Here is a 20175-nt window from a genome sequence, read left to right on the forward strand (position 1 = left end):
TATGTCATTTTTGTATTATTCAAGTTTCAATAGATGAGCACCGTCGAAGAAAAATAAAAATCTTTGCGAAACCTTTCTTCTCCAAATTTGTTCGATAGCTTTTGAATAAATATCAATTTGCAGTCTGTATCTATTTTCAAGAATTGGTCTTGCCTGGGTAAACCCGCCCTTATATCTGTCATTAATTCCATCAGATTTATAGTCGATTAAGATTAGTCCATTCTCATCTTCAAGAATGCAGTCAATAATCCCTTGAACAAAAACAGATTCATTCTCGTCCTTCCAATCTGGATATACTTCATTTGCTGGCAGTGTAAGTGTAAACGGAATTTCTCTATAAATAGACTTAGCAGAAAAATATTTTTGCCCCAATTCTGTATTAAAAAATTGACAAATTAAATTGGTGTCGATAATTCCCGCTTGCTCCTCCGTTAGTAATTCATTCTGAACCATCCAGCCTAGCTGCTTGAGAACGGACTCATTCGTAATTGGCTTTGTCAAATCCACGTGCTGCATCACCATGTGCATGGCAGTACCACGCTCTGCAGGGCTTATTGACTTTTCCTGCATAAATTTAGGCCGTTTTAAAATTGGCTTTTTAATCCGGCGAACAAGGTCTGTACCACTTTGCTCGTCAGCTATTTCCCGCTGGCGTTTTATTTCGGAGACGGTCTGCTTAGAGCGATGTGATGATGCATTTGGGTATAAATATTCCCACGAGAGTCTCGAGCTAATTTCCTCTGAAAAAGCAGATGTTACCGGAACCTCATGACCCTTTTGAACCAATTCTAGGTAGTGGTCCTCTTCCATTTCTAAAGTTACTTCCTGTTTTTTAATTTCCTCTGCAGACATGATCGAAATTTTCCAACAGGAGGGATGATGTGTAATTTCCTCCGGTATAAACCCACTTTCCTCAGCTGAAGGTGTTAATACCTGTCCGTGATGATGACGGATAAGCGCCGGTCCTATCCAGTCAATATAACTCGTGCTGCTTGCGCGCTCATAATCCTTTAACAGCCATTCTTGATTCGTGGACATCTCTATCCATTGCTCAATCTTTTTTATCGCTTCCTTTAATGTGGCTGTCATGTAAAGCTTCTCCTTCGCCCTTGTCATGGCCACATATAAAACCCGCATTTCTTCTGCAAGCATTTCCATTTTCTTTTTTCGCTTAAACGCAATTTGCGGCAGGGATGGATAGGAAATTCTTTTTTCAGCATTGACATACTTTGCGGCAAATCCGAATTCCTTATCAAGCATATATGGTTTTCGTAAATCCATCATATTAAAATTTCTCCCCATACCAGCCATAAAAACAATCGGAAATTCCAATCCTTTACTGCTGTGAATCGTCATGATCCTTACAACATCCTCCTGCTCCCCAAGTGCTCTTGCTGCACCGAGGTCATCCCCTCTTTCCATCATTCGTTCTACGAAACGTAAAAAGCGGAACAATCCGCGAAAGGAGGTTTGTTCATAACCTCGCGCCCTATCATAAAAGGCCCGCAAATTTGCCTGTCTCTGTTTACCGCCTGGGAGGCCTCCGACAAAATCATAAAACTGTGTGTCCCGATAAAGCTGCCAGATTAATTCGGAAAGCGAGCCTTGACGTGCTAATTCCCGCCAAACTTTTAAGGAGTCATAAAACAGGCGAACTTTTTCATAAAAAGCTTCATTACTTTCAGTTTCCCTACTCCGGCAAAAAGCAGAAACAGCCTCCCAAAAAGATCCCCTTTTCTGATGAATACGAATCTTTGATAACTCTTCTTCATTTATACCAACGATTGGCGAACGCAATACCGACGCTAAAGGAATGTCCTGGTAAGGATTATCAATAACCCGGAGCAGCGAAAGCATTATTGCCACTTCGGTAGCTTCAAAATAGCCAGTGGATAAATTGGCGTAAATTGGAATTCCTTGCTGCTTAAATTCCTCCATAATTTGAGGTGCCCACGTCATGGAACGGAGGAGAATGACGATATCCCGGTACATTATAGGCCGTTCCGATTTCGTTTTTGTATTATAAACTGGTGCTCCTTCTGCAACTAATTCCTTTATTTTGGCGGCTATTACTCTCGCTTCCAGCTGAGACTGTTCAAGATCTGCCTGATCAAATTCAGGCGCCACCTCATTGGACTCAACTTCGCTGTCGGAAGTCGATTCCGCTGTTTCTGCAGTTTGGTCAATAATCATAACCTCTACGGGATAGGGAACTTCCTCGGGATACGGTGCACCATTTTTCAATTCAGCAGCTTCGTCATAAGCAATTTCCCCGACCTTTACACCCATAATTTGTTTAAATAAATAATTGGTGGCATCGAGGACTTCTTTTCTGCTGCGGAAATTCTGAGCTAAATCGATTCTGAGGCCTGTCCCTTCTCCATCAAGCCTGAAACGATTATACTTCCCTAAAAACAGATTGGGCTCCGCTAACCGAAAGCGGTATATCGATTGTTTAACATCCCCGACCATAAATAGGTTGCCGTTTGCCTCCTCCGGCTTTGCTACCAGCTTTAAAATCGTTTCCTGCACCATATTCGTGTCCTGATATTCATCACAATAGACCTCTTTAAAATGATTTCGAAAAGCCAAGGCTGCTTCCGAGGGGGTAAATTCTCCTTCTGGTGAAATATGACCTGTTAAAATATCCAGGCAATAATGCTCCAAATCCGAATAATCCACTAGCCCCTTTACTTTTTTTGCTTTTTCAAAACGGACGGAAAATTCTTTAACAAGATGGACAAGTGTTTCAATTAAAGGCAGCATTTCCTCCATATCACGTAAAAAACTTTCTGGCTTTCTGGAAAAGAGTTCTTCTTTAATATCCTGAATTTTCTTCTTCGCCTTTTCCCTGAGCTTTTGTGCCTTTTCTGTCAAACTCTCGTCATGTTCGCCCTTTTTCAGCCTTTTGGCAGTAGAAAATGACCAATTCTGCATTGCCTGATATAGAACAGCCCATGAATCTTGTTTAGCTAAAATAAGCGTATTAATGACCTGTAAATCATCAATAAAATTTTCCGCCCTTGGGGAGGGACCTCCTGGCAGCTTTGTCAGTTCCAATCCCTTTTTAATCATTTCCTTGGCAGCTTCTAACTGTAATTCAATATCAAAAAGAAGTGCTTGGATAAAAGGAAGTTCTTCGATATTCGTTATCCCGCCTACATCATACATGGAAACAATACCATGTAAGTATTCATCAGGAAGGGGATTTGACCGGGCAAAATCATAAATGGACCGAACAATATCCATTAATGCTGAATCGCTCCGATCACTCGTGAATGAATCGACCAATTTAAAAAATACTTCATTCTCCCCTTTTCCGTATTCTTCTTCAAACAACTCGTCCATTACTTCATCTCTGATTAATTGTGCTTCAGTTTCATCCGCGATTCTAAATCCTGGGTCGACATCGATTAAATAATAATATTTCCTGATAACCTCCATGCAAAAAGAATGAAGTGTTGAAATGGATGCTTTATTCAGCAAACTAAGCTGTTTTCTTAAGTGACGGGAGCTTGGATCTGCATCGAGGGCTTTTTCTAATGCCTCGCCAATCCTGTGTCGCATCTCAGCTGCCGAAGCATTTGTAAATGTCACGACTAATAATTCATCAACATCAATTGGATTGTCTTCTGAAAGAATTTTTCGAATGATTCTCTCGACTAAAACAGCAGTTTTTCCTGACCCTGCCGCTGCGGCGACAAGAATATCTTTATCTCTCGCCATAATCGCTTTCCACTGGTCATCAGTCCATGTCACGTTTTCCGGCTTTGGCGGAATAACAAAGTTACTCATTTGAATCAACCTCCTTCCGTATTAATCCCAATACTTCTTCCTTCGAATATGGTGTTAGAATTCTGTATTGATTGTTTTCAATCGATTCATCAAATTGACATACTGATTTATAGGCACAAAATGTACAAGGTGTTTTATCCTTCAGTTTGTATGGTGTAATGCCATTCTCGCCATCGATAATGGCATTTCCTGTTTTTTGATATAATTCACGGACATGGTTTTTGAGATTGTTGAATTCATTTAAACTGGCAACCTTAGATTTTTTGGACAAATTGCCGTCCTTCTTAATGCCAGCAGCAATTATTTGTGAATCACCGGATTCAAGGGCTTGATCCATCAAGCGGATGACATTTTGATCGCTCAGCATTAACCCATTCATTTTAAATTTTTTTAAAATTTGATTTTCAATTTCATCGATTGTAAGCATTTTGGTAGTATTAATGAATGGATTATGAACATGAAAATAGAGAACACCAGCAGGACTAGCTTGCATCTCTACCAACTCTTTTGAATGCGTCATAACAATATCAAGATAGGTTAACATTTGCAGGGCAAGTCCATAATACACTTCCGTTAAATTGACATCCTTTTCGCTGGATTTGTAATCAATCACTCGTAAAAAGACCTGGTCATCTTCACCTTTAGCCTGGTCAACCCGGTCAATCCGCCCCGCTAATTCCATCTTTTTTCCGTTTTTCAAGGTGAAGGATAACGGTGGCAGCTTGCCATTCGGACCAAAGGCTAATTCCAAACCGATTGGCGAGAATCCGCTCACTTTTGCATGCTCGCTTAAAACAAGAGAAGCACGAGTAATAATTTGCTCCAATTTTCGCTTGATATAAAGATGGCGCTCCGAACTGAGAAGGATTTCATTTTGAAGCTTAGGTGCCAATGTCTTAACTGCTTCTTTTGAAAGTTCCTCACATTGCTGACGCGTTAACTGAGCCCATGTCAAATTTTGTTCATTGACGATATCCGCAATCTGCTTTAAAGCGGCATGAAATAATTCCCCAATGTCGGGTGCCTCTAAACGGAATACCTGACGCTCACGAAGTTTTAGTCCATGCTGGGCGAAATGTGAGAAAGCACAACTATTATAAAGTTCCATTCTGGAAACACTTGCCTGAATTGCTTCACCATATAGTTCATCTGCTACTTCTTTCGAAAGTTTCACAGCCTGATTGGTGTAAAAAAGACTTGAGAATACTTTAAAAGCCTGTCCCTTCCACTTGCTCTTCATATAAAAGTTATAAACATCCCACCATAAATCAGAAATCGGATAATGGCGTTTGTTTAATTGCAGCTGGGAATTAAGATAGGATAAGGCAGTTGTTACATTCGATACAAAGCTTAATTGCCCCTCCTCCGTTAGTTCAGCAGGGTCTGTAACATAGAAATCCTCTCGGACGTCTGGAAACATATCTTTAATTCTTTTAATATACGAAGAGGGAATCAGAGCTTTTCCTTCATCATTTGCTAAGGGATAACTAACGTATAGGATTTCGGAGGGTGCAGTAAAAGCTTTATAGGCCAAGAAGTTCTCATCCAGCAGGCGCGTCCGGCTGCTAGGAGCCACCTTAATGCCTGCGTCTACTAACATTTCTCTATCTTCGTCTGCTAAAATTCCATCACCAGAAATTTTGCCAGGCAAGACGCCTTCATTAACCCCCACTACAAAGACCACCTTGATTTCAGTCAGGCGTGATTTCTCCAAATCTCCTATTAATACTTGGTCGAGTGCTGGCGGAATTAGGGAAAAATGCATCGATTCAAAGCCCGTTTCTAAAATGGAAGCAAACGTTTTTAAAGAAACAGGCTCTTCTCCCAATATTTCAACATATTGGTCAAGTAAATCAATTACAGAATTCCAAACCTGTTCGTGTTCTCTTGCTCTAACTAAATTCCCTTGCCCTTCAGCCGCTATTTTCCAGTTTTCCAGCTTCGCAGGAATATCTAATTCCTCTAAAAATAAATAAACGGCTTCACAAAGCTTTCTTCCTGTATCTGCTTTTTTCAAGCGGCGTGTTAGGCGCAGTATTGGAGCAGTTATCATAAGTTTTAATTCATTTAATTCCTGCTCCATTTCTTTTTCTGCATCTGTTTGAACATTCGTTTCCAACTCTAATGCTCTTATCCGCCGATAACTCCATCGATCCTTTTTCGTCCACTTACTGCCGTTTATTCCATAAGCTAATACATAGTTTTCAAATCTATCAAGCTTCTCTCGCATTTTTGCGGGATTATCCTGCAAAGGGTAGATTAATTCGGTTTTTATTACCCTGAAGACAGACTCATAGCGCCAAAAAGAATTAATGACTTCAAGGCTTGAACGAATGAGCTCAATTAGAGGATGGTTTAGCATCGTCCTTTTTTGGTCAATAAAATAAGGAATCTGATAATCAGCGAAAACGGGTTCAACCGTCTCATGATAATCTGCACCATTTCTTATCAATACCGCGATATCTCGAAAGCGGTACCCCTTTGTTCGAACTAAATGGCGAATTTCTCTTGCAATCCCCTCTATTTCAGCGCGCCGATTTACTGCCTGAAAAATCGTAATCGTTGTTTCCCCATGAAAAGCTTCCGCTGGGCGGACATCAAACTTTTCCTCTAAATGAGCTAATGACATCGTTTGCCATTTTTTTTGTTCTTTTAGGAATATTGGTCGTTCGATTTCAATTCCACTGGCTTTTGCTATTTCGCAAATGGAAAAGCAGGCATCACTAGTTAAACGGAACAATTCCAATTCGTCCGGTACAGCATCGAACAATATCCGATCGGTTGTCAAGGCGACCGAAACGCGTTTACAGTGCTTCATTAATTCTTGAATAACCTGGTATTCCTGCGGTGAAAAGTTATAAAAGCCATCTATATAGATTTCAGCCTCTTTAAGATAATCCGAGGCTTGGATTTTCTCTGCAAGAAGTCGAAAATAATCTTCCGAATCAATGTACTTTCCAAAAACCTCGTCTTCAAATTTTTTATAAATTAGTTCTAAATCATTCAACTTATCCTGCAGGGCTTTGGTGGCCCCTCCGGACTTTAATGAATCTTGAATAAGCTCTTCCGGCCGAATACAATAACGTTTAAATTCTGTAATCATTTGTTCTAGCTGCTGAACAAAGCCACTCTTATCGGCAGCTCGGTGGAACAATTTTAATTGATCCTTTTGGTCATCAATTATTTTTCGGATCAGCATATTCATCCCGACACTGCTTAAATGAACCCGGCTTATTCCACCCGTCTCCTGTAGGATGCGCCATGCCAAGCGGGGAAAACTAAACACTTGAGCCCGAATCATTCCGCCAATCTCTGGATTCACAGCCATACGGTATTCAGACAAAAAGGTCATCTGTTCTGGGGCAATATAGATAATGGGATTTCCTTTTGGGTCTTCCAAAAGTTGATTATGAATTTCGTCAAAAAACATCGTCGTTTTTCCGGTTCCCGATCGCCCAATTACCATTCTTAATGACATGCATGAATCTCTCCTTTCCTATCCCTTCAAAAAACTCTGTATCTTTCATTCTATCATAATATGAGTACAAACGTTTGGATTGCTGAAGACAGATTCATACCAAAATTGGTAATAAAAAAACACGATCGCAAAATCGTGTTTTCCTTTTTAATATATGTCTGTTGATTTCCGCTCCAATCAACAGAGTTATTCCATATATTCACTTAAAAATGCACGTCCATTTCGTTTAATGGCCAGTAGCGCAAATCCACCTTACCGACTACTTGTTGGGCATTAATAAAACCAAAATGCCGGCTGTCCCAGCTGCCTAATCGGTTGTCCCCGAGTACAAATAATTTTCCGTTAGGCACGGATTCTACACCGGTAATGTCTTTTAAACTGAAATCGCCTGTTATTTTCACACCAGGTGACTTTTGTTTATAAACATTCAAAAATGGCTCATCATACTTATGCCCGTTAATGTACAAGGTATCATCACGGTATTCAATTTTATCGCCAGGTAATCCAATAATTCGTTTCACAAAATCTTCTTTTTCATTTGCATGAAAAACAATTACGTCAAAACGATGCAATTCTCCGACTTGGTATCCAAGTTTGTTCACTACCAGCTTATTTCCGTCCTGAAGAGTTGGCATCATTGACTCGCCTTCGACTACATAATTTGAAAAGAAAAAAGTTCGAATAAAAGCAAAAATGATGATACCAATGGCAAAAGCCTTCACCCATTCCATTCCTTCTTGTTTCCATTCAATCTTCACTGACATTCCTCCTCCGTTTCTCCTGTTCTTTCATTCTATCTATTTCTCCAGTATGGACATTTTCTAAAGGTTTATTCAATCTAATCTCGATTCGTTTACCTACATACCATAGGATGAAAATAACAATTAACACAATAACCGTTCGATACGGCTGTGTTATCAAGGAATGAATGTCATAACCCACAAAGCTTAGAGTGAAAATCATCACCATTTTTCCAATACATACCGCAAGCATATATTGAGCAATGCTGATTTTCGAAAGTCCGGCGACAATATTCACGACAGCCGAGGGTGTAAAGGGAAAACATAGTAATATGAAAAGAGGACCGAAGCCATGCCTGTCAACCCAGTCCATTAATTTACGAACCTTCGGGTGATTAGGCAAAAAAGACAATAACCTTTTTTGCCCATATCTTCGGATTAAAGAAAATACTAGGAATGCTCCAATACATGCACCAAGCCAGGAATATAAAAAACCCAGCCAAAGTCCAAAAGCACTAGCATTAGCCATTACAAACAAAAATAAGGGGAGAAACGGCAAAAAGGCTTCAATAATAATAAGCAATATGACAGGAATGGGACCAAGGGCTCGATATTCCTGGATAAGATTCATCAAATTTTCAATGGTAAACCATGCTCTAATCGATTCGATATCCATCCGCTTCTCCTTATTTCTTTTTCCATTATTTTAGATAATGTTTTGGCGCTTATTTTGTAATAAATTGGTGAAGCGCTTCTTTATTTTTTTCGATATCAATATCTAATACTGCTCCTTCTCCTTCTATACGTGGTTCCGTAAAGCTATTTTCGACAGGGATTCTTAATGTCTCAACGTTTCCTCTTTTATCGGAAAAGAAATCTTTTGCCATAAAAATCATGTCAGAAGTTTTCATATTTGTATTAACATACGGGGCAACGACTCCAACTAGTTTTGGGAGTTTTGTAATTGTTTGAAATCCACTTAATTGGTCTCTAATCGCTTTTACTGCCTTTTGCTGCCGCTCTACTCGCCCAAAATCACCCATGGCATCATGTCGAAAACGAACATACCCCAGCATCTGTGTGCCATTTAATCGTTGCAGACCGGGCTCTAGCGTCATGTAAATATTCTTTTCCATTTTTTTCTCAACATCAATTTCTACTCCATTTGGGAAAGCTTCATCGATAAGCTGCACAAAGCCCTGAAAATCAACAATCGCATAATATTGCAAGTCAATATCAAAATTTTGTTTGATTGTTTGTCTCATTAATTCTGGACCCCCACGGGCAAAGGCAGAATTTATTTTATGTTTTCCATGGTCCGGAATCTCCACATAACTGTCACGCATTATCGAGGTAAGCTTAAAGGTGCCTTTATCTTCGTTATAATGAGCAATCATAATCGTGTCGGCTCTGGCTTTTTCTTTTCCTCGTGCATCACTTCCAAGCAATAAGATATTGGTGTCGCCATACTGATCCTTCTTGCCTTCAAATGTATAAACAACCTTCGTTTCCTTCTGGTCTTTATTTATTTTTTTTAAAGATTGATTAACTCCTTGCTTAAATTCATAATAAGCATATCCTGCCACACCGCCAATTAGTAATAAGAATACAAGCAAAATGGACGTCCATCTTCTCTTTTTCTTTTTTTGATGTTTTTCAGACCTCAATGTAATCACCTATCTCGTCCATGTATTTTCCGTTCATCTATCTATAGCCTCATTTTCTTTTTCAAGGTTTCTTCTTTAATTCATTTTCCCCTATCAGATATCCTTCTATTAATAAAAACTTTCTCACGAAAATGAGAAAATTTGCAATAAAAAAGCTCGCTTTTAAGCGAGTTTTCTAAAAAGGAATGCAGTATTGCTTTTAATGCAGCTTTTATGTAAAATAAAATAGGAACACTTGTTCTTTTTAGGTAGAAAGGTGTGGTGGTAAATGACCAGGATTCCAGAGAATGATCGCGACATCATGGAAAAAGCCATCTATTTACCGATGGTTTTAATCGTCTTAAATCGGGACTTAGAAGTTGTGGATAAAAGCCCCTTCAAATTAAAAAAACCTTATTTGGATTTAATTGAGGAGACAATGAAAGAAATCCAGAGGGAACTCTCGGAGGTAAAACAATATATGAAAAAGAACAATCTTCAGGTAATTGAAACAAAACGGGACGATGCCTTTACAATGTTCATGTTTATTTATAAAGGATATGAAGAAAACCATAATTACTTTAATCCTAGAATTCGCAATAAAGTTCAAGAATTAATGGAGCTATATTTATTAAAGAAACACCTGTCCCGTTAGAGGATAATAATTAACCGGTTTACTCTTCACCCTTCGAGAATTCACCAGCATATTCATGGGTACTTTCTGAGGCTTGTAACGCCTTGGGAACGTGCAGCAAGTAAGTTAACTTTCTTCCCTTATGTTCAATTCTTTGTAAAATGGTTGATTTTAATAATGCCGTTCTTAATAATTGAGTTTCAATTGTAGAGCATGAAACCGGAAAAAGATAAGATTGTTTATTATGGAAAGTAATCAGCGTTTGGTTTGCCCCTGCACGACGGTAGTCCTTAATATGCGCCTGTGAGAGCCAAATACATTCAGGGATACTAGGTGAGGCAGTTGGAAAAAAGAAAATGTGATTAGTCGGTTCAATGGCAATTGGGTTTTTGCGATTATAACCAGTTAATTTTCGTGTTCCCCTTTTCCGGCTTTCATAATCGACACCAAAGTAATCACAGCTATTTTTTATAATATCTAATGGTTTAAACGGAGACAGGAAACAATCCTCCACTTCGTAAATCTGGGAATAAATTTTACTTCCATAAACGACAGGCTTCAAAAACATGGTGCATGAACTAATCTCATATTCTTCAATTTGCTGTTCTTTCAATCCATTCAACTCCTTTTCATACTCCTAATTCCACCATATCTTACCACTTTTATTTTTCCAATTCCTCTACTTTTCTGAATTGTTATTAATTATTCACATTTTATCTGTCAAGTAAAAATTTTTCTGAAAATTAAAATAATTTAATGATATTATTCAAAAAAACCCATATAATAAAAAAAAGCATCAGAGGTGATTTTCATGAGTGAAAAATCATACACGGAATTAATGAAACTTGGTGCCATGAAACGAAATCGACTGAAGGAAAATTTCGTCCAGGATTTATACATTGATATGCTCTTATCAGAAATCCAGCTAACAGTTGAAAAGGAAAAATTATTACGAAAAATCGACTATGCCATTGATCATCGGGACAAAAAGTCATTTCTCCATCTATCAGGACAGCTTAAAGAAATTAACAAACGATTTGGAACTTAAGCCTTCAGATTAATAAAAAGTGCCAGCCTATCAGCTAAACGTGACAGGCTGGCACTTTTTTGATTGTATTGCAATTAGGAACTACGAACAAATACGGAAACCCCGAAGGTTCCAAATACTTCTTGGAATTCTCTCTCAAAGCCGTTTTCTAATAAGCACCTTTGAGCACGTGAAAAACGATCATTACGGTCTAAAAGATTCCGACATGGATTAGCACTGCCAATAACAGTAGCTTGTACAATTCTCCGAGGGGCTCTACTGTTACTTGAGTTTCTTTCCCAAATAATGAACACAATATCTGGTGAATTATTCACTATAGCACCCCCTTTCATTCCGTTTCTATATTAAATGAAAGGGGGAAAAAGCTTGTCTAATGAAAATATCTACTTATTCGCCTAAATTTATATAAATAGGCTGATGACAAAGTATTAGTCATCAGCCTGCAAATTACACTGTTACTTGTCATTCTTTATTTGATATTCTTCCAACATTGAAATCCGGTCAAGCATGGAAGGATGGGTGTATCTAAAAATTTTCACTAATAGCGGAGGTTTTACCTGGCTTAAACCAGATCGGGTCAATTCCTGAAATGAAGTAATGGCAGCTTCAGGGTTTTTGGTCATCTCAATAGCATACCGATCTGCCCGTGTTTCCTGATACCGTGATGCCAAATTTGTCAGCGGACTTGCCGCAAATAGCAGCATGGATATGATCATAAAAAATAACGGGAGAGACCTTATATCTCTAACATCTGAGATTTTCAATTCTTTTCCCCAGCGTTTAACTGTCCAATTCATAAATCTATACGTCAGATATAAACCCAATAGTGAAATTAATAAGTACCCTGCTATCCCCCAATAAATATGCTTTTCAACATAATGACACATTTCATGTGCCATGATAAATAAGATTTGGTCGTCTGTCAGTTTATTCAAGGTCGTATCCCAGAGAACAATCCTGGCGTTTGAGCCAATTCCGGTAACATAAGCATTTAATGAATTTGTTTTATCCGCCATATTCACTTCAAAAACATGTTGGGCAGGAATATGAGCCTTATCGGCGAGTGCTAATATTTTCGTCTCTAATTCTTTATTTTTTAATGGATAAAAATCATTGTAGAGCGGGTCAATGACAACCGGCTGCAAGAACATCATAAATAAAGTAAAAGGTATGGATAACAGCCAGCCATATAGCCACCAGCGCTTTTGGCTTTTTTTCATCAGCCAGTATAAGACCGGTACAATAATTAACCATGTTCCGTAATTAAGCCAAAAGTCAATTAGCTCATCCTTCATCCATGATGGGAAGGTCTGGGTAGAAATATGATAGGTTTTGGATAAAGAATAACTTATATAATTCAAAGGTAAAGTGGCCAGGAAGGCAAAAAATGATAACCAAATCAAATAGATTGGTGTTTGCAAGATTTTGTACTTTGCAGAGCTTTCTGCCCACCGCTTAAAAACCTTGGAAAAACCAAATAATAAAATTAGAAAATAGAAAAGCCATTCAAAAGGCGTTGAAAGGAAAAATAATAAATTTCGTATTTTTGAATACTCTTCACTCAACATAAGTTCTCTGCCATTTAAAAAAGTTGCAGGATCCGCTTTAGTTCCTTGATATTCAAATGGCAGCTTTGGGTCGGCAAGATGGAATAAATACCAATAAAAAAACAGCCCATATAGGCAAAAGGCCAAAACCGCATAGAACCCCATTTTTCTGACCATGATTTTGTCCCCCTTTGTGTACAACCTCTCTATAAATAGTGTAGTAAAAAATCGTTGATTTAGAACTGGACATAAAAAAAAGCCAGCAAATTACTGGCTACAATAGATATGAATATAGGGCGAGAGCGGCTATAGAACCAAGCACAACAACAATGACATTAGCACCTAAAAAAGCGGCAATAAATGCGGCGGCGGCCCCTAAAATACCATACCAAATATCATCTTTTTGAATAAAAACAATCGCAGGGAAAATAAGTGCACCTAGTGTTGCATAGGGTACATTTTTTAATACGCCTTGAATAAAAGGGGGAAGCTCTTTCCCCTTAAAGAGAACAAAGGGCAGCATGCGGGGAATATAGGTAACCAATCCCATACCAACAATCATCCAAATGATTTCACTTCTCATGTCCAGCACCTCTGTATTTAGCTTTGATGATTTCTGCTGACTCAATAAGGATGGCAGATAAAAGGGTTGCCGTCACAATAGACCAACCTTGCGCCATGATGTGTCCAATAGTAAAAATAGAATTAAAAATGGCCCCAAAGACCGCCAGAAAAATAACTTTAACATTATTTTTCATCGAAGGAACCAAAAGACCAATAAACATCGCATACAAAGCCACAGCCATACTATCTTGCAAAGTTTGAGGAAGGTTTGCTCCAATTAAATGACCTATGCCAGAAAAAACAACCCAGCTCGTATAGGAAACGGATATAACCCCAAACAGAAAGCCTGTCGATGCAGTGCCCTCTTTAGTGGCTACGACAGAAAAAGTTTCATCTGTTATGCCGAAAGAATAGATTAACTTATTAATTAATTGGTCTTCTTCACATTTTTCATTTAAAGATGTACTCATTAAAAAATGGCGAATGTTTACGATGAAAGTCGTTAAGATAATCTCGAAAATCCCCGTCCCATAGGCAATTAAACTTAATGAAATATATTGAGATGCGCCGGCAAACACAATAAGACTCATTAATACTGTTTCATAAATTGATAGCCCCGAAGTCTTTGCGAGGAGACCAAAAGTCAGTGCAATCGGAAAATAGCCAATCCCGATACTGATTCCTGCTTGAAGCCCTTTTTTAAAATCTGATGATTCCTTTCCTAATGCCAAATCTGCCAACTTTATTCCCCCCTTGTTTCAATCACACAATTAAGAATAAATTTTAGCAAATTTTTAGAAATTAATAAATAAAAAAACATGGCAGGCTGCCATGTTTATTTGCCTTTAAATACTGGTTTTCTTTTCTCAGCGAAGGCCTGCAAAGCTTCTATCCGATCTTCAGTTGGAAGCGTCACCTCATAGGCTTTTCGCTCGATTTGCAGACCAGTGCTTAGATCAGTATTCATACCATTTTTTATTGCAAATTTCGCTTGCTGTAAAGCTACTGGCCCATTCGCAAGCAGCCCTGAACAAAAAGCGATACTTTCTGAGAGGAGCTGTTTACGATCAACAACCTTTGTCAATATCCCATAACTAAACGCCTCGTCTGCAGTAAGCCTGCGTGCGGTCAAAATGAGCTCCAACGCTTTGGCTTGACCGATTAATCTTGGCAGGCGCTGAGTTCCTCCTGCACCAGGTATAATCGCTAGACTTGTCTCCGTTAATCCCATTACCGCAACATTTGCAGCAATGCGAAAATCGCAGGCAAGAGCGAGCTCCATTCCACCGCCAAAGGCAAAGCCGTTAATAGCAGCTACAGTCGGCTGCGGCAGTTGATCAATGGTATTAAATACCTCATTAATTTTGTATAAATTTCGTTTCACTTGTTCATCGGTAAGGTTTTTTCGCTCTATTAAATCAGCCCCCACACTAAAGGCTTTTTCCCCCGCTCCACTAAAAATAACAGCGCGGACTTCTGGATTGATACGAATGTCTTCTACCTTTCTTTGCAGCTCAAGTAGAGTTTCATAATTGAAAGCATTTAGTGCTTCCGCACGATTAATCGTAACAAAGGCAATATGATTCTCTAAATTCACTAAAATTTGCTCCATAATTTTCACTCCTTTTTAATCCTCTTTAAAAATTCGAAAAAGGCAAGCCAAAAGCCTGCCTTTATTTTTAAAAAATATATTATTTTACTGCCGTTTCTGTTAGTTGTGTTTTTAATGCACGTCTTAATATTTTCCCAGTTGTATTCTTTGGAAGCTCATCTAAAAATTCAATTGATGATGGAACTTTATATTTAGCCAAGTGTTCTTTACAATACTTAAGTAATCGATCAGGTGTAAGCTCCGGATTTTTACTAACAACAAAAGCTTTTACGGTTTCTCCTTGATTAGGGTCAAGAACACCGAGAACCGCTGCTTCTACAACATCCTCGTGATTATAGATGACTTCCTCTACCTCACGCGGATAAACATTATATCCGCCAACAATAATTAAATCTTTTTTCCGATCGACAATATAAAAATAGCCATCTTCATCCATTCTAGCTATATCACCAGTATAAAGCCATCCATTCTTAATTGTGGCTGCCGTTTCCTCAGCCATTTTATAATAGCCTTTCATTACATTCGGACCACGAACGATTAACTCCCCTGCCTCTCCAAAAGGAACCTCTTCACCCAGCTCGTTCACCACCTTGTTTTCTACATTAACAATAGTAGTTCCAATCGAACCAGGCTTCCGTGGACGATCCAGTGGGTTAAAGCATGTTACCGGGGATGCCTCAGATAAGCCGTATCCTTCTGAAACTAAAACATTAAATTTCTGCTCAAAATTCTTTAAAAGGGCAACTGGCATTGATGCACCGCCAGATATGCATAAACGCAATGTTTTTAAATCTTCTGGACTCCCCTCTGGAAATTGATAAAGGAAATTATACATAGTTGGAACGCCTGCAAAAACAGTAGCTTGATATTCTTTTGCAAGACTAAAAATTTCCTTAGGGCTGAACCTTGGGGCAATCAATAATGTTGCACCGTTCAATAATGGTGCATTCAAGGCTACTGTTAAGCAAAAAACATGGAACATTGGCAGAGTCGTGATAACCCGGTCATTGTTGTTCATTTTTAAATATTCCCCAACATCTTTAGCATTGCTATATAAATTCTTATGGGTCAGCATGGCTCCCTTTGGTTTCCCTGTTGTTCCTGAAGTATAGAGAATGATGGCTGTATCATCATCATTTAGCTCAGGCCCCTTAAAGCTTAAATCACCGAGCGCCACTACATCTGTAAACGGTTTCATTTTTGAAAACACTGATAGATTTTCCATTTCTGACTGTACCATACCATTTGGATTCGTTTCACAAAAGACGAAATGTTCAACTTTTGGCAGCAAAGTATGCACCTTTTCGGCCAAAGGAATCGCTAAGTCAAGGGCTACAACCGCTTTAACATCGCCATTATTTAAGATATAGCCAATTTCCTCCGCTGTATAGATTGGATTAACCGGAATAACTGTTGCTCCCAGTCTTAGTGCCCCGTATAAGCTGATGACAAAATGAGGAGAATTCCCCAACAATAAAGCAATATGATCCCCTTGCTTGACCCCCAATTTTTCTAACCCTGATGCAAACTTTGTAATCGCACCATCCAATTCGGCATAGGTACTGGACTGTCCCATAAAATAATAGGCTGGTTTATTCGAATAGTCCTTAGCTGTTTGATAAAGCTGTGATGATAGATTCATAACTCTCCCCCTTTTATGAATGAATATTCATTCATTTAATCATATTAATTTTCTGAATATATTATATTTAAAGAATTTTATGTATTCAAGTATAACATGCAAAAAATAAAAAAACGCGATGCTAAAAAACATCGCGTTTCATTCTTAATAAATCAAATTGATAAATTCATCTTTTGAAATTTTGCCAAAATAGTATGTCGTATCGATACCTATGAGAGCCTTATCTATTTCCCTTTTATCATATCTAACACCTTTTAACATGTTTTCAAGATCACTAACATCGCCTACACCAAAAAAGTCGCCGTAGATTTTACAATTCTCAATCGTTCCTTTATTAACTTCCAAACGGACATCTATAGAACCTACAGGAAAGCGTTGTGAATGCTTCAGATTGAATTTTGGCGATTTCCCGAAGTTCCACTCCCAATTTTGGTAGCGTTCCTTTGAAAGCTGGTGAATTTTCTCCCAATCCTCTTCGGTAAGCACATATTCGGAAATTTTTTCGGCTCCTTCAAAAATATATTTTAGAATCAAGGAGCGAAATTCCTCAATCGTAATTTTTTCCGTTAGAAATTCAGATATATTGGCTACCCGGCTGCGGACAGATTTAATTCCCTTTGATTCAATCTTATCTTTCTTCACCTTTAAAGCAGAGACGACATGGTCCATTTCTGAATCAAATAATAGTGTTCCATGACTGAACATCCTGCCCTTTGTTGAAAATTGAGCATTTCCAGAAATCTTTCTGCCTTCGACTTCAATATCATTTCTTCCGCTAAGCTCCGCATTTACCCCTAATTTTTGCAGTGCCTTAATAACGGGCTCGGTAAATTTACGGAAATTATGGAAGCTTTCCCCATCATCCTTCGTTATAAAACTAAAATTTAAGTTTCCAAGATCATGGTACACTGCGCCGCCGCCTGATAAACGTCGTACAACATGAATACCATTACCCTCAACATACTCGGTATTAATTTCTTCAATGGTGTTTTGATTCTTTCCAATAATGATGGAAGGTTCATTTATGTAAAATAGCAGGTATGTCTCATTGATATCAAGATTTTTCAATGCATACTCTTCAATTGCAAGATTAATGCGTGGATCTGTGATACCTTTATTATTGATAAATAACATACGAGTAAGAGCCCCCTTATAGTGAAATAGTTTGGAATTCCTCTGCAAGTTTAATTATACCAGCAAATTCACCCGATGCTTCACTAAGTAAATCAGATAAATTTCCGTAATGCGGGAGGTGTGTAAGTATTAATTGCTTAACACCAGCATCGGCCGCGAGTCTGCCAGCCTCCAGACTATTCATATGGCCGGCAGACTTTCCATTTTGATGGCCATAGAAATTACATTCACACAATAAAACATCGGCACCTTGGCTAAACTCAATACATTCTTCTTTAAAAGCACCATCAGCTGAATAAATAATAATCTTGCCGCCTGCCTCGATTCTCATCGCATAGCATGGAACCGGATGTTCGGTCTTTAAAAAGGAGATTTGGAAGGGTCCAACCGTAAGACTTTCAGCTGGATCATATGGGATTCCTTTTGTTATGTTTTTATAGGTAAGCTTTGTAAATTCATATTGATCATAATGGTGTCCGTATATCGGCAGGGTTGGAAAATCTTTTCCCAAGAAACCTTGAATTAATCTGGCATGCTGCAGAACACCAATATCCGCTGTATGGTCAGGATGGTAGTGAGAAATGATGACCGCATTAAGGTCTTCAGGACCTATGACATTTTGCAATTTTGCAAGGACGCCGCTTCCACAATCGATTAATAAATGAAAACCTTCGTGTTCAAGTAAATATCCAGAGCTTGCACCATTCTTCTTCGGGTAACCGCCCCAATATCCAATTATTGTTAGTTTCATTACGAACTCCTCCATCAAATTAAACTAATTAACTATAATATACACCATCCTTTCACAAACAAAAAAAGCCGGATCATTGATTCGGCTGGTCTTAAATGTAAAAAAGAAAGCTGTTATCAGTGAACAGCTTCCTTAGATATTCCCGTCCCTTTTAAATAATCCAAAACGGATTTTACAGCTGCCTCTCCTTGGTCAATGCAATCAGGAACTCCTACACCCCCATAGGATGCACCTGCCAAAAACACTCCTGGAAGCTCTTCTTTCACATGTGCAAGAATGGTTTCAAGGCGCTGTTTATGGCCGACCGTGTATTGCGGCATGGATTCTTTCCAACGGGAAACAATAGCGAAGTCGGGCTTCATCGTTATTTTCATTGTCTTATTTAAATCGTCAAGAACGATCTTTGTAATTTGGTCATCCGAAAGGTCAACAATTGTTTCGTCCCCTGCTCTTCCAACATAACAGCGGAGCAGTACTTTTCCTTTTGGAGTGGAATGGGCCCATTTTTTATGAGTCCATGTGCAGGCTGTTATAGAATAATCACCATTTCTAGAAACAACAAACCCTGTTCCATCAATATCTTGTTTAACAGCCTCTTCCGGAAAGGCCAAAGCAACAGTTGCAACCGATGTAGAAGGCACAGATTTAAAAGGTTCAAAAAAGTTATATTGTGAAAACATCATTTGCGTCACTTGGTGAGGTGTCGCCGCAATTATACTATCTGCATAAATGGTTTCCCCATTATTTAAATAAATTTCATATTGATTGTCAGTTTTCATGATTTTATCAACACGATGCCCTTTTAAAATTGATGCAGGGTCTAATTTCGCTTCAATCGCTTCGGCAAACGATTGGAGACCGCTGACAAAAGTTAGAAATGCCCCTTTTGGTTTTTCGGTATTTACAGGTTTTTTTGGTTGAGCAGGAGTTGATTTTTTCATCCCTAGGATTAAGCTACGGTATTTTTGCTCTACTTCATAAAATTGTGGAAAAGTTGACATTAAGCTTAATTGATCAATATCACCGGCATATATACCCGATAATAATGGCTCAATTAGGTTCTCAACCACCTCATCGCCGAGCCTTCTTCTAAAAAACTCTCCTAAAGATTGGTCTTTACCGCTTTCCGACCGTGGTAGAACAAAATCAGCCGCCGCTCTTAATTTGCCGGGAAGCGAAAATAGACCTGACGTGATAAAAGGTCCAATTTCTGTTGGGATTCCCATAATCGAACCCCCCGGCATGGAATGAAGCCTTTCGTTTACTAAAACATAGGATTTTCCTGTGGAATTATGGACTAATTGATCATCCATCCCCACTTCTTTTGCCAGCCTTATCATACTTGTCTTTCTTGCTAAAAAGGAATCTGGGCCTCTTTCAATCGTAAAGCCATCCCTGACAACCGTTTGCAGCTTGCCTCCGAGACGGTGGGATGCTTCAACTAATTTAATTTCGATAGGAAGTGAAAGCTCCTTAGCTGCCTTTTGAAGGTAAAATGCTGACGTAAGCCCCGCTATTCCTCCCCCGATAATGACAACCTTTTGTTTTTCTTCCGCCACGGACGTCACCTTCTTCCATTGTATT

The 20175-nt window shown here is 38.7% G+C and carries 17 protein-coding genes; 2 read left to right on the forward strand and 15 right to left on the reverse strand.

The annotated features are described in order from the left end of the window. Window positions 1-15: 15 nt before the first annotated feature. From addA to LC455_RS18330, 5 genes are all read right to left on the reverse strand, one after another. Entirely contained in the window at window positions 16-3795 is a 3780-nt protein-coding gene (gene addA, locus LC455_RS18310) for a helicase-exonuclease AddAB subunit AddA (protein WP_223592897.1), read from the reverse strand. Then, a complete protein-coding gene (addB, locus tag LC455_RS18315; RefSeq protein WP_223592898.1) occupies window positions 3788-7273 on the reverse strand; it encodes a helicase-exonuclease AddAB subunit AddB in 3486 nt (1161 codons plus the stop codon). Before addB ends, addA begins: the two co-directional genes overlap by 8 nt. Before the next feature lie 203 nt (window positions 7274-7476). Continuing rightward, window positions 7477-8031 (reverse strand): signal peptidase I, encoded by a 555-nt coding sequence (lepB, locus tag LC455_RS18320; RefSeq protein ID WP_223592900.1) that lies wholly within the window; start codon window positions 8029-8031, stop codon window positions 7477-7479. After that, complete coding sequence (locus LC455_RS18325) at window positions 8021-8689, reverse strand: TVP38/TMEM64 family protein (protein ID WP_223592902.1); 669 nt, start codon at window positions 8687-8689, stop codon at window positions 8021-8023. Before LC455_RS18325 ends, lepB begins: the two co-directional genes overlap by 11 nt. Before the next feature lie 49 nt (window positions 8690-8738). Then, window positions 8739-9680, reverse strand: a complete 942-nt coding sequence (locus tag LC455_RS18330; protein WP_223592903.1) for an LCP family protein — start codon at window positions 9678-9680, stop codon at window positions 8739-8741. 268 nt (window positions 9681-9948) lie between these two features. On the opposite strand from LC455_RS18330, the gene LC455_RS18335 reads away from it, so the two are divergent. Then, on the forward strand, window positions 9949-10314 hold the full coding sequence (locus LC455_RS18335; protein WP_223592905.1) for a hypothetical protein: 366 nt from the start codon (window positions 9949-9951) through the stop codon (window positions 10312-10314). A gap of 19 nt (window positions 10315-10333) precedes the next feature. On the opposite strand, the gene LC455_RS18340 is transcribed toward LC455_RS18335, so the two are convergent. Next, window positions 10334-10906: a competence protein ComK gene (locus LC455_RS18340; RefSeq protein WP_223592907.1), complete on the reverse strand. Its 573-nt coding sequence runs from the start codon at window positions 10904-10906 to the stop codon at window positions 10334-10336. Window positions 10907-11104: 198 nt separating this feature from the next. Here LC455_RS18340 and LC455_RS18345 point away from each other — a divergent pair, with 198 nt between their 5' ends. Then, window positions 11105-11341, forward strand: coding sequence for an IDEAL domain-containing protein (locus LC455_RS18345; RefSeq protein ID WP_223592908.1), 237 nt, complete (start codon window positions 11105-11107; stop codon window positions 11339-11341). A gap of 74 nt (window positions 11342-11415) precedes the next feature. Here LC455_RS18345 and LC455_RS18350 read toward each other — a convergent pair whose 3' ends face one another. The 9 genes from LC455_RS18350 to hemY all read right to left on the reverse strand — a co-directional run bounded on the left by LC455_RS18350 (window position 11416) and on the right by hemY (window position 20150). After that, window positions 11416-11655, reverse strand: coding sequence for a hypothetical protein (locus LC455_RS18350; RefSeq protein WP_223592910.1), 240 nt, complete (start codon window positions 11653-11655; stop codon window positions 11416-11418). Window positions 11656-11796: 141 nt separating this feature from the next. Continuing rightward, the gene (locus LC455_RS18355) at window positions 11797-13065 is read right to left on the reverse strand and encodes a M48 family metallopeptidase (RefSeq protein WP_223592912.1); all 1269 of its coding nucleotides are present in this window, start codon (window positions 13063-13065) and stop codon (window positions 11797-11799) included. Between the two features lie 97 nt (window positions 13066-13162). Further along, window positions 13163-13471 carry an AzlD domain-containing protein gene (locus LC455_RS18360; protein ID WP_223592913.1) on the reverse strand — a complete coding sequence of 103 codons (309 nt, stop codon included), beginning with the start codon at window positions 13469-13471 and terminating at the stop codon, window positions 13163-13165. Beyond that, a complete protein-coding gene (locus tag LC455_RS18365) occupies window positions 13461-14192 on the reverse strand; it encodes an AzlC family ABC transporter permease (protein WP_223592915.1) in 732 nt (243 codons plus the stop codon). The genes LC455_RS18360 and LC455_RS18365 overlap by 11 nt, the downstream gene beginning before the upstream one ends. 95 nt (window positions 14193-14287) lie before the next feature. Continuing rightward, entirely contained in the window at window positions 14288-15064 is a 777-nt protein-coding gene (locus LC455_RS18370; RefSeq protein ID WP_223592917.1) for an enoyl-CoA hydratase-related protein, read from the reverse strand. A gap of 79 nt (window positions 15065-15143) precedes the next feature. Continuing rightward, the gene (locus tag LC455_RS18375) at window positions 15144-16706 is read right to left on the reverse strand and encodes a fatty acid--CoA ligase family protein (RefSeq protein WP_223592918.1); all 1563 of its coding nucleotides are present in this window, start codon (window positions 16704-16706) and stop codon (window positions 15144-15146) included. 144 nt (window positions 16707-16850) lie between these two features. Further along, window positions 16851-17840 carry a lipoate--protein ligase gene (locus tag LC455_RS18380; RefSeq protein ID WP_223592919.1) on the reverse strand — a complete coding sequence of 330 codons (990 nt, stop codon included), beginning with the start codon at window positions 17838-17840 and terminating at the stop codon, window positions 16851-16853. 16 nt (window positions 17841-17856) lie between these two features. Next, window positions 17857-18591, reverse strand: a complete 735-nt coding sequence (locus LC455_RS18385; RefSeq protein ID WP_223592920.1) for an MBL fold metallo-hydrolase — start codon at window positions 18589-18591, stop codon at window positions 17857-17859. A 116-nt stretch (window positions 18592-18707) separates the two neighbouring features. Beyond that, window positions 18708-20150 (reverse strand): protoporphyrinogen oxidase, encoded by a 1443-nt coding sequence (gene hemY, locus LC455_RS18390; RefSeq protein WP_223592921.1) that lies wholly within the window; start codon window positions 20148-20150, stop codon window positions 18708-18710. Window positions 20151-20175 lie beyond the last annotated feature (25 nt).

The sequence above is a fragment of the Neobacillus bataviensis genome (assembly GCF_019969725.1).